9 protein-coding genes and 1 pseudogene are annotated in these 11,700 nt (G+C 41.1%); 2 read left to right on the plus strand and 8 right to left on the minus strand.

Translation table 11 applies throughout. The annotated features are described in order from the left end of the window. Both ACH2DQ_RS04395 and ACH2DQ_RS04400 read right to left on the minus strand, forming a co-directional pair. Window positions 1–3,436 (minus strand): family 43 glycosylhydrolase (locus ACH2DQ_RS04395; RefSeq protein WP_395025720.1); only part of this gene is annotated, 3,436 nt, incomplete at its 3' end. 194 nt (window positions 3,437–3,630) lie between these two features. Then, window positions 3,631–4,455: a hypothetical protein gene (locus ACH2DQ_RS04400; protein WP_394912963.1), complete on the minus strand. Its 825-nt coding sequence runs from the start codon at window positions 4,453–4,455 to the stop codon at window positions 3,631–3,633. Between the two features lie 485 nt (window positions 4,456–4,940). Between ACH2DQ_RS04400 and ACH2DQ_RS04405 the strand changes: the two genes are divergently transcribed. Continuing rightward, window positions 4,941–5,573: an MgtC/SapB family protein gene (locus ACH2DQ_RS04405; protein ID WP_394913050.1), complete on the plus strand. Its 633-nt coding sequence runs from the start codon at window positions 4,941–4,943 to the stop codon at window positions 5,571–5,573. A gap of 95 nt (window positions 5,574–5,668) precedes the next feature. Here ACH2DQ_RS04405 and ACH2DQ_RS04410 read toward each other — a convergent pair whose 3' ends face one another. The 4 genes from ACH2DQ_RS04410 to ACH2DQ_RS04425 all read right to left on the minus strand — a co-directional run bounded on the left by ACH2DQ_RS04410 (window position 5,669) and on the right by ACH2DQ_RS04425 (window position 8,576). Continuing rightward, on the minus strand, window positions 5,669–6,601 hold the full coding sequence (locus ACH2DQ_RS04410) for a 1,4-alpha-glucan branching protein (RefSeq protein ID WP_394912962.1): 933 nt from the start codon (window positions 6,599–6,601) through the stop codon (window positions 5,669–5,671). After that, a complete protein-coding gene (locus ACH2DQ_RS04415; RefSeq protein WP_394912961.1) occupies window positions 6,591–7,076 on the minus strand; it encodes an RNA polymerase sigma factor in 486 nt (161 codons plus the stop codon). The genes ACH2DQ_RS04410 and ACH2DQ_RS04415 overlap by 11 nt, the downstream gene beginning before the upstream one ends. A 17-nt stretch (window positions 7,077–7,093) precedes the next feature. Continuing rightward, entirely contained in the window at window positions 7,094–7,339 is a 246-nt protein-coding gene (locus ACH2DQ_RS04420) for a hypothetical protein (RefSeq protein WP_394912960.1), read from the minus strand. Between the two features lie 124 nt (window positions 7,340–7,463). After that, a complete protein-coding gene (locus ACH2DQ_RS04425; RefSeq protein WP_395025723.1) occupies window positions 7,464–8,576 on the minus strand; it encodes an ABC transporter ATP-binding protein in 1,113 nt (370 codons plus the stop codon). Window positions 8,577–8,940: 364 nt separating this feature from the next. Here ACH2DQ_RS04425 and ACH2DQ_RS04430 point away from each other — a divergent pair, with 364 nt between their 5' ends. Continuing rightward, window positions 8,941–9,903 (plus strand): exonuclease domain-containing protein, encoded by a 963-nt coding sequence (locus ACH2DQ_RS04430; protein ID WP_394912958.1) that lies wholly within the window; start codon window positions 8,941–8,943, stop codon window positions 9,901–9,903. Window positions 9,904–9,971: 68 nt separating this feature from the next. Here ACH2DQ_RS04430 and ACH2DQ_RS04435 read toward each other — a convergent pair whose 3' ends face one another. After that, complete coding sequence (locus ACH2DQ_RS04435) at window positions 9,972–10,709, minus strand: tyrosine-type recombinase/integrase (protein WP_394912957.1); 738 nt, start codon at window positions 10,707–10,709, stop codon at window positions 9,972–9,974. A gap of 2 nt (window positions 10,710–10,711) precedes the next feature. Continuing rightward, a pseudogene (locus ACH2DQ_RS04440) lies at window positions 10,712–11,700 on the minus strand (hypothetical protein); the annotation flags it as partial.

The following is an 11,700-nucleotide window of genomic DNA, read 5'->3' on the forward strand; positions in this document are numbered from 1 at the left end:
TCAGTATTTCCTGAACAAGCTTTTTCAGAACCTCACCTACCTGATCTGCGTCTGCTTCACCGCTTTCGTAGACAGCCTGTGCCTCTGTAACTACTGCCTGAAGTCCTGCGATTGTATCTAACACATATTTCTCAGAGCCGGCAAGGATCTCATTTGCCTTATCCAACGCATTTTTTAGCTCAGACTTGTCACCTTTTCTTACCAGCCCCGTCATTGCTTTAGCCAGATTTGCATAACTCTCATTGATTTGTGACTCGCCCGCCTGACTGTTCTCCGCAGTTGCTTTTGCATCTGCAAGAGCTTTTTCCAGATTTTCAACGCTTGTTTCCGTATACTGGTCTTTATTTTTCAGAAGTTCCTCAGCTTTGCGGATCAGAATACCGAGTCTGGTATCTTCTGTTTTCACCAGCATTCCGGTTACTGCATCCATAAGCTTTCTGGCTGCTGCATTTACAGTCTCCTGATCGGCGCCAGTTTCTGCATAAACTCTTTCTGCCTCTGCTAATGCGGTTCTTACTGCCTCTATGCTTTCTTCTGTGTATTCAGCCAGCTCCTCTTCATTTTCCAGAACTGCTTTCGCCCCTTCAATTACTGCATTCAGCCCCATTTTCTGTATACCATCCGTAAGGAGGTTGCAGGAGGAGATCAGTTTCAGGAATGCATAATCCACATCTTCCTGCAATGCTTCCCCATCTGCCATTACGGTTCTTGCATCATCCAGGGCTTTTTTCACTTTTGCCCAGCTCTCTTCTGTATAGCAGTTGTTCGCATTTTGTTCTGCTTCCAGTTTTTCAGCCATGGTGATGGCAAGCTGCAGGCTGTTCTTATTCACTTGATCAGATGGTTCATCAGCACTGCCAAGAATTCCAATCCAGCTGAGAACCGCATCAGAACTTCCTCTCTTGCTAACCGTTACCACTGCTTTTCCTGCTTCTGTTACTTCAAATGACTTGCTGACCTGTAAATCTCCATCGCTTGCTGAAAGTCTGAAATCCTGTTCTGCCAGGACCTGATCACCCATTTTTGCGGATATTTTCATCTCTCTGTTGGCATTCCACCACTCCTGGAAGCCAGCTGCCAATGTATAAGTTCCCGGCTTCAATGCAAAGGCATATTCTATGTTCTTACCTTCTGCTGCCCACCAGCCGCTCTCCTGTATTTTTTTACCTTCATGCAAACCTATATCAAAGCTTTCCGGAGAATCTGCCTCTGTCACTCCAGTATACCCTGCCTGATTTTCTTCCGAATATCTTTGATCCGGAACCGTATTTAAGACTTTATTTCCAAGGGTCTTCTTAACCACATCAAAATATTCAGATTGTTCTGCACCGCTGTCAAAGAAATACAGGGTGGAAGGGTTTACAATATAGATGTCATGGCTGAATTCCCTGCCCTTTTCCGTAAGGTTTCCGGTAATTGTTACATTTCCTATTTTGTTTGAATCGTATTCGCCAACGTTCCAGGTTACCGGCGTTGTTTCCTCTTCTGTTCCATAAGAAATTGTTACTTCATCCGGAAGCTGTCCTGCAATATCATTTACAGAAGAAACAACTGTGGGAAGTTTTGTTTTTATTTCAAAAAGCCCTTTTCCCTCTAAATCATCCAGTGTCCAGTCTTCGTATCTTCTCAAAGCAATTTTATTGTCCGGCTGAAATTCTACCGGTATCCATACATATCTGGATTCACTTAAATCTCCTGCATTCCAGCGGTCACCCATATAGATGTATTTTCCATTTTCAGCATCTACCGGAAATACACAAGTACTCTGTGTGTCATAAGTAGTTTCCCATCCCCAATCCGTACAGGGATCTCCGATTTCTGTCCATGGTCCCATTGGGTGATCTGCTACCGCATATTTTCCCTGATTTGGGCTCCATCCCGTACATCCGGATGTAACCACGTAATATTTATCTTTATATTGGAACATTGCCGGAGCTTCTCTGGACCAGCCAACAAAATTACGGGTGAAATCTACCCCTTCTACTGCATCAGCCGGATCTGTTGCCAGTCCCGTATAATCATCGTTTAATTTAGATACATACATGGTCTGGTTTCCTTCTGAGGAATAGATTACATAAGCAGTACCGTCATCATCTTTGAACAGGTTCATGTCACGTACAGAACCACGTCCTTCCCAGCCGTCATATCCCAGATTACCGTTTGGATCGTTGTGGGAGTTCAGTTTATAACTGCCCAGAAGCTTAAATGGTCCGTTAGGGCTGTCGCTGATTGCCACACCTGCTTTTGCCTTGCCATAATCAGCATCACTGCCGGGATAGCGTCCGTCTGCGTGGAACCAGATCACATATTTACCTGTCTTGTCATTGTAGAGCATTTTCGGACGCTCCATAACACAGTTGTTCCTGTCAAGGTCTACAAATACGGCATCCTTTTGTTCCTGACTGTCTTCGCCGTATAATTCCTTAAAATAGGTATCCGTTTCAAACTGTTCCGGATCTTCCATAGTCCGCAGTACGACTCCTTCGTCTTTCCAGTTGTATAGATCTTCGGAGCTATACATATGGATACCTCCCACCGGACGATAATCATTGGTCTTATCTTCACCGATCCAGTACCATCTTGTCTCTCCATTAACTGTCAGCTGCTGAATCTGACCACCATGTGCCTGGATCTGTTTTCCCTCTGTATCATACATGGTATCGCCCTTTGTACCGGTAAAGGAACTATAAACAGCCGTTTCTTTCTGCTCCTCTTTTACTGCACGGACTTTAATATAATTTAAAATCGGATCTTGTTTACCGGTTGTCCTTCTGGGGCTTTTCACAAGAAGGTTTAGTTCCCCATCCGTTACTTTTGTTGTGAAAGTTCTGCTTACCCATTCACCATAGTTCAGGGAAATATCAGTGGCTACCGTCTCACCTTCCAGCATAATATTTACCAGACGGTTATCCCAGTAATGTTTAAATGCTACGGTTACTTCATAAGTATTTTCTTCCAGACCTTCAATCTTTTCTGTAGGCAGTTCAAAATTATACCCCAGTGCACTTTTATACTTATCAAAGGTTACTTCGCTTCCATCCGACATATAAATGTAGCTGTTACCAATATCCGTTGCGTCATCACCATGATTTATAGCTGCTGAATAAGCATCATTTGGTTTTCGGCCCCATTCTGCACCTGTCACGGAATCGGCACCATACTCCTGGTCTACATTAGACTGAAGCAATCCCATACGTTCCTGATTCTGGTTAGGTACCACCGACGGATCCGGAGTTCCGCAGTTTACGGTATAGAGTACATAGTCATTGCCCTCCGCTTCTTCTGCCGTCAGCTGCATTCCCTCACTCTGCCGTACTTCGGTATCCATCTGTTCTTCCGCTGCTATTGCAGGCATTGCCGGCAATATTGTAGTAATCCCCATAGCCAGCACGGATAATCCGGCAACTGCTTTTTTAAAACACTGTCTTTTTTTCATAAATGCCTTCCTCTCTTTTTTATATTTGGTACTGTCTGTCAAACTCGCGGTTATTGTAACATGATCATAGAAAAAGCTTTTAGGAATAAATCCTTCATATTTTTTATTATTTTGAGGTGTTTTTTCTTTTTTAGAAATATTTCAACAATTTAGAATAATGTTTAGATCCAACAGGATTATCTTTAGAAAAGCCGTTAGCTTCTCCTTTCACCCTTTTTTCTTCTTTTCATAAGGGCAATTCCAACACCCAGGATTACGAGACAGGACCCGCCGCCTAATATCAGATATCTTGTAACAGGAGTACTGTCCCCTGTCTTTACACCGCTTTTGCTGGAGTTGTTATATCCGCTTCCATTCTGGTTTCCACCCTGGTTTTTGCTGCTGTTCTGGCCTCCACTTCCACTCTGGTTTCCACCTTGGCTTCCACTTCCTCCCTGATTTCCATTTCCGTTCTGCCCGCCGCCATCGGGCGTCTTTTTATCTTCATCCTCATTATCGCTTTCGTTGTCATCCTCTGGCTTTTCTTGATCGCCAACCACATAGGCAAGTTCCAATGCCTTGGCATCTATATCCCCGTTGTCTCCAGAAAGCTTATCTATCTCTACCCGAAAGAGTATTTCATCGCCTTTTTTGACGCCGTCCTGAAGCTTAAATTTCAGGTCCACCAGGCTTCCGTCAGCAGCAATGTTCTGTGATGAAGCAAAAACAGCAATCATTTCTCCCTCCGGTTTGTTTCCTGTTAGACAGTCATTAATTTCCAGCAATGCACCTGACAGGGCATCGCCTGCCTGACTGGGCTGCAGCTCTGCCTGATCCGAATCATAGAAGATGCGAATTTTTCCATTGGTCACATTTTCTCCGTTTTCTATCATACAGCTCACAGCAAGCGTTTTGTCACTTTCGCTGTATTCCTGTGCTTTCATTGAAATGTTTGTTCCTTCCGATGCCATTACCGTCATTGATTGAAAAACCAGCAGTGCCGTAAAAAGCCCCATTACTGCCTTAATCCACTTTTTCATTCCCGTGCTTTCTCCTTCCTTCGCACAGGGCAACTGTTCCATCGCCCGTTTTTTCTTAACTTTATGACATAATTTTAGCACATAATTCCAAAACATCTTTAGGACTATGTTCATTAGAATTTTCAATTTTTATAGCTTTTTTATTTTGAATAGTATTATCTTTAGAAAATTGCATTTTTTTAATTTTCCCTTCCGGAATTTCGTTGTGAATAAATTATAAAAACCCAATATTTTTAAAAAGTGTTTTAAAGTTTAACTTTAACAGTTAAAATTTATGTATAAAAACGAATAATTTTTCAATATGATGTATATGAGGTACAGATGATACAACGGAGCGTTTTAGCCAGGGATTTACGATAGATGTCTTTAAATTGATTTTTTTATTTATTTGACATATAATAAGGTAATTAAAAATATGACATTCTTTGAAAGGAGGGATTTTCTTGAAAGCATACCTGTTATTACAGTCAGCCTACCTGCTTAGAATGCTGGGTGCGGCGCTCTGCGGTGCTGCCATTGGATATGAACGTGAAAACCATCTGAAAGTGGCAGGTATCCGGACGCATATCATTGTGTCTCTCACCTCTGCCCTGATGATGATCATTTCAAAATACGGTTTTTATGATGTACTGGTCAATGATCATATTAATTTAGATCCTTCCCGTATCGCCGCAGGTATTGTAACGGCTATCGGATTTTTAGGAGCAAGTGTGATATTTACCAGAAAGATGAATGTCAGCGGACTTACAACTGCAGCCGGAATCTGGGCGGTAGTAGGAATCGGAATGGCTTTTGGTGCCGGCATGTATGTAATAGGAATTGCCGCCACGCTTTTTATTCTGTTTATGCAATTTATATTTCATCGGAATTTAAAGTTCAGAAAAGCCCCCAAGACAGAACAGATTACCATTCAAGTTGGAGAAGACAAAGATATTAATACAATTTTAGATACTGCTTTTACAGCTAAGAAGATTATCATATCCAATATTAAGGCAACACGGATAGACAATCACCTGTTAGAAATAAAACTTTATGTACGTTTTCCGGAATCTTATGACATCAATGATGTCGTTACGCTGTTAAAAGATACACCGGAGATTACTTCAATTGATATTTAAAGTGAGGATTGCCGGGCTTGTATACGCTCCGGTAATCCTCATTCTTTATGCCCGATTAATTTTATAACAGACGCCGGCTGATGTAATGCATCATTTTAATCGTTATGTCCGGACTTTTTATTCCTTGCAGCATGATCACCATGGGCATTCTCTGATCCGCTTTTGTTTTCCTGACTATTCTTTTTATCCTGGTTATGCGTCTTATCCTGAATACGCTTTTTGTCCTGGCTATGCGTTTTATCCTGACTACGCTTTTTGTCCTGGCTATGCGTTTTATCCTGATTACGCTTTTTATCCTGGCTATGCGTTTTATCCTGACTACGCTTTTTAACCTGGTTATGCATTTGGGATTCATGATTATGAATTTCTTCTCTAATGTCACTGATTGAATGGTCTTTACACCCTTCCACAGTCACATCCGGCACAATTTTCTGCAGTTCTGCAATTGCCAGGTATTTTGCAGGGCTCACATTTTCCTCTTCTGCCTGTTTTTTTGTATCATCATCTACCGCGTATATTTCGTGTTCAGAGCTGTTGTGGTGTTCACTCAGGTATTTTGTGACGGTCTGTTCCAGATAGGTTAAGCGGGTTCCCTCATTCCAGTCGGTTCTAAGAGTTGCAGATATCAGTCCGTTATTAACCAGATATCCTTCCTGCTCCATCTCGCTGATTATAGCTGACACTGCATCACTGTATTTCTTATGCTTTAAATCCAGCGTCCCAAGAATATTTTTACCATCTTCATTATATGCGTAAACGCTAATTACCCGGTCAAGCCGGTTAACCGTTAACTCGATACTTGGATTTACATCAATATCAATATAGGCGCTTTCTGTGAAATAGAGTTGATAAGACAGCAATCCCATGAAGAAAATGAGAAATAATGATGCACACGCAGCCAGAGCGGTTCTTTTTCTGTAATTACGCCGCTTTTTATCTGCCGCTTTCTGAATAAATTTTAGGGTATCCTGTTTTAATTGTTCCTCTGCTCTGATATTCCTGAACGCTTCATTTATTTTATTTTCCATAGGGTTCACCCCCTAATGCAGATTTAAGCTGTTCTCTCCCCCGGGATAGCCATGTGTAAATTGTATTTTCTTTGCGACCCAGAATACCAGCAATTTCTACTGCTGTATATCCTTCGAAGTAAAAAAGATATATAACATTTCTATACTTTTGCGGCAATTGAAGCACTGCCTCTAACGTATCAAAAGAAGTCTCATCAATATAAGAAGGTTCCTGTACCAGTTCATAAATTGACGTAACCTTTTTTTTAAAAAAGCTTTTTAAATTGTCCTTGCAGGCATTAATGGTTACGCGTATCAACCATGCTTTCTCATGTACATCACTTTCAAATGGCTTTTCATAAAGGATGTATTTCAGAAATACATCCTGGAACACATCCTCAGCGTCATGATAATTTTTCAGATGAACAACACAAATCCGGCGTACCATATCCGCATATTTTTCGATTGCAAGACCAGCCTCCTGTTCACTTTTCAAAGGAATCCCCCCAACATTTAATGATGGTTCTTTCCATGCCCTGCAGTATTATTATGATAGTTATGTCCATTCCCTGTTTTATGTTTGGTGTTTGACTTGAAGCTGTGCTTATGGGTTCCGGTCTTTGTACATGTTTTTACAGTGCATACAGCCGCATTTTTCGCCGTTTTGGAAGAACTATGTCCATGGGCAGCTGCTGCCACCCCGTTGGCACCTGCCAGAACAACGCAGGCAGCCGTTAAAATTATAATTTTTTTCTTCATATTAATTTCTCCTTGGATTTATTATTTTAATAGAAATACGATTCAGCTTCATAAATCCTTTCAGAAATTTTTTATTTTTTCGTTAAAAAAGAGGATTGCTTCCGCAACCCCCTTCATAGTTTTATTAGTTTGTAATTGTAAGTTCTGTTTCTTTATCAAATACATGAATCTTTTCAGCATCTAAAGCAAACTTAACTTTATCGCCTGTTCTTGCTGTTGTACGAGGATCAACACGAGCTGTCATTGGGAATCCTTCAACATCGAAGTATAAGAATACTTCAGCACCCAGTAATTCGTAAACTCTGATTGTAGATTCTACAACAGTTTCCGGTGAAGATTCAATGAACATCTGAGAATCATGAACGTCTTCAGGACGAATACCCATAACAACTGTCTTTCCAGCATAGCCGCCATCGATCAGTTTCTTAGATTTTGAAGGTGGAAGTTTGATATCAAAATCACCAACTCTAAGAACAACTTCGTTACCTTTTACATTAACAGTTGCATCTGCAAAGTTCATCTGTGGAGATCCGATAAATCCAGCAACAAATAAGTTCTGTGGGCAGTTATATAAGTTCTGAGGTGTATCAACCTGCTGTACAATACCGTCTTTCATAACTACGATTCTGGTACCAAGTGTCATAGCCTCTGTCTGGTCATGTGTTACGTAGATGATAGTAGCGCCCAGTCTCTGGTGGATCTTGGAGATCTCGATACGCATCTGAACTCTCAGTTTTGCATCCAGGTTTGAAAGAGGCTCATCCATAAGGAATACCTTAGGATCACGAACGATAGCACGTCCCATAGCAACACGCTGTCTCTGTCCACCTGATAAAGCCTTTGGTTTACGGTCTAATAATTTTTCAAGGTCAAGAATTTTAGCTGCTTCTTTAACCATTTTATCAATCTGATCTTTTGGAACTTTTCTTAATTTAAGACCAAAAGCCATGTTATCATAAACTGTCATATGTGGGTACAGAGCGTAGTTCTGGAATACCATCGCGATATCTCTGTCCTTTGGCTCAACGTCATTTACAACTTTATCGCCAATTTTCAATGTTCCGCCTGTAATCTCTTCCAGACCAGCAATCATACGAAGTGTAGTAGATTTACCACATCCTGAAGGTCCTACAAAGATGATAAATTCTTTATCTTCTATTTCTAAGTTAAAATCCTTTACTGCTTCAAATCCGTTTGGATATGCTTTGTTAATGTGCTGTAATGATAAACTTGCCATTTTTTCATCCTCCTAAAAATTTACGCTCGCCCCGCGAGTTCTGTTTTACTGTCTTAACTATGTTGACAGTATACTAAAGAAGGCTGTTTCCCGCCATACCATAATTGAACAAAGATTTTATGTTGCCCTTGTAAAATCTGCTTATGCACTATTTGGGCAAAACTTTTTTAGGACAAATTGCATAAAGTAGTTTCAATTTCATATACAACTTGACGAAGTCCTTGTGTTTTTTATTTACTTTGTGTATACTACCTATATGTAACCGCGTGAAAGAAGATAGCTTTCACTATTTTTATAGAATTGTCTGGCGCAGAAACAGCGTTTTCTGTCACTGCGTACCTATCACAGACAGATGGGTGATGATATGGATTATATTATATTTGACCTCGAATGGAACCAGTGTCCCAAAGGAAAAGACCGAGAAAATAAGGCACTTCCCTTCGAGATTATCGAAATCGGAGCAGTTAAGCTCACCAAAGAAAAAGAAGAAATCGGACGTTTTCATGAAATTATAAAGCCAACCGTTTACCACTCCTTTCATTTTAAAACAAAGGAAATTCTGCAGATGGATATGGAGGAATTTGAGCATGCCCGCACCTTTCCGGAAGTCATACAAAGCTTTTTTGACTGGTGCGCTGAAGATGCCCGCTTCTGTATCTGGGGTTCCAGTGACCTGGTAGAATTACAGAGGAATATGCGTTTTCACAATGTGGAACACGCCCTTCCCTATCCTCTGCGCTACTATGATATTCAAAAAATATTCAGCATTGTATATGAGGATCGCAAAACCCGCAGGAATCTGGAGTATGCCGTAGATTTTCTGAATATTGACAAACGTGCCGGCTTTCACCGTGCTCTGGCTGATGCTTATTACACAGCAGCGGTGATGAAACACCTGACGGAAGAGGAGATACAGACGAATTATTCCATCGACTGTTATATCCATCCCAGTTCCCGTAAGGAAGAGATCTACGCAGTATATCCAACCTACTGCAAATTTATTTCCAAAGATTTTGCAAGCAAAACCGATGCCATGAAAGACCGTAAGGTCACCGCAACCAAATGTTATATCTGCGGGAAATCCGCCAGAAAGAAAGTGCGGTGGTTTTCTAACGGAACCAAGAATTACTACTGTCTTGCCTCCTGTGAAGAGCATGGTCTGATCAAAGGAAAGATACGAATGAAACGTACCGAAGATGACCGATTTTTCTGCGTGAAAACGCTAAAGCTGGTAGGAGAAGAAGAGGCTCAGACTATCCGGGAAAAGCAAGAGCAGCTGCGCAAAAAAAAGCGGCTTAAAAGGCACGGCAATTACAGCACTGTATAAGTTTAACAAAAAACAGGTTCCGGCTGCAGACAGCCGAAACCTGTTTTTAATTTATGCCATATGGCAGCTTATTTTGTATTCTTAAAGTTATCAATGAGATCTTCAACCTCAACCAATAGACAGTCTACCCTTCCGTAGAACGCATCATTGTTCGTAGGATTATCCAATTCTCTCTCAATATACGCAAACATTTCCTGAATTTCCTGAATTCTCTTCTTACCGCTGCCGTCTTTATATAAAATGTAACGGCTTCTCTCATTTTCTTCCGGCGTCATCTTTTTCAGGACTACTTCTACATTGGGTTTTTCACCGATGTAACGGTAAGTAATAGACGGAGACGCATGATTAAGCAGGTTCTGAAGATAGTAAATATCATTCGTTGCCTTATAGTATCTCCATGCAAAAGTCTTCCTCATTGTCTGGGCACCGATGGAATTTAATCCCATATTCCTGCCTACGCTTTTAAATACACGGTAAGCCTGTTCTCTTGATAACGGTGCTGAAGAACTGGCATGTCCCTGTATCAGATAGTTTTCCGGATCTTTCCCTTCTGTAAAATCATGAATGATTTTCTTAAGATCCCCAGGTATGTTAAATGTCCTGACAATATTTTTTGTGCCAATGGAAGCTTCAATGCTGTCTTTATCCCGAATATCTTTATTTTTAAACTTCAGAATCTCCTGAAGCTGCATACCGGTTCCAACCCCTATTTCAAATAAAATGTAATACTTGTCATCTACCTCACGTAATGCTTTTTTGAATTTCTCTAATGTCTCGTCGTCTTTAATTGGTGATACCCAGTTCATATTTATTCCTCCTCTTTCAAATGCGTTCCAGTGTCAACCATATTACCTGTCTCTCCCTGTGACCTCTGTTCTTCTAACAGCCGCTCCGCCGCATCCAGCTCCCTGGCTGCCCTCTCGGCTGCAATCCTTCGTTCTTCTGCCCTCTGTTCAGAACGCCATTCGGCTTCCTGCTCTGCCCTTAATTCTGCTTCAATTTCCTGTGGTGTCTTTCTTTGAATCTCTTCTTCTAACTGCTTTCTGATCTCCTCTTCTTTCATTCTTTCTTTTAGGATTTTTTTATAACGATGATTACGGGTAATGGCAATTACTAAAAGCGGTACAAAAATTACTAATAAAATACCACCGATAACAGCCGATTCTACCGTATTATCCTTGATGAACATATCCAATTTCTGCCATGTGGATATAAAAATGTGACTGATCCTGTCCAGCATATTAGCCGCCTTCCTGTCTGTATTTCCGTCTTCCGCCTGTCCGCTTTCTTCCTGACCGTACTGCGATACCGGTTTTTCCGTCTCCGTCCTGTACTGAGGACCTTTTTCTTCTTTTACGAATAACGGTTCTGCCTTTATCTTTGTCTTTCCTACCGGCCATCCGTGATAGAAAAATTCCAGCTTCTTTGCTTTAAAATCATATTTTCTGATAACCTGCTTCACATCTGCACCTTTTGGCAGATTCAGGCTTACGTTTTTCGAAATCTGGAATGCGGGCTTACCAAGGCTCTCATCCTGATTGATCACGGCGTCACCCACATAATTAATTCCCAAAAGCTTTGCCGCACTTTCTCTTTCACGGCTTAAATCCAATTTTTCTTTGGTAAAATTGTTAAATGCATAATCCAATATTAATTTGGATTCCTGATACGCTTTTTCCGCACCATTTGTCCGCAGTACAACACTGATCAGCTTCTCCTTATCCCGCTTCACATAAGTAACGAGGGTATTCAGTGCGTCATCCGTAAAACCTGTCTTTCCGCCCAGACAGCCTGTAT

This window comes from Robinsoniella sp. (assembly GCF_034124845.1).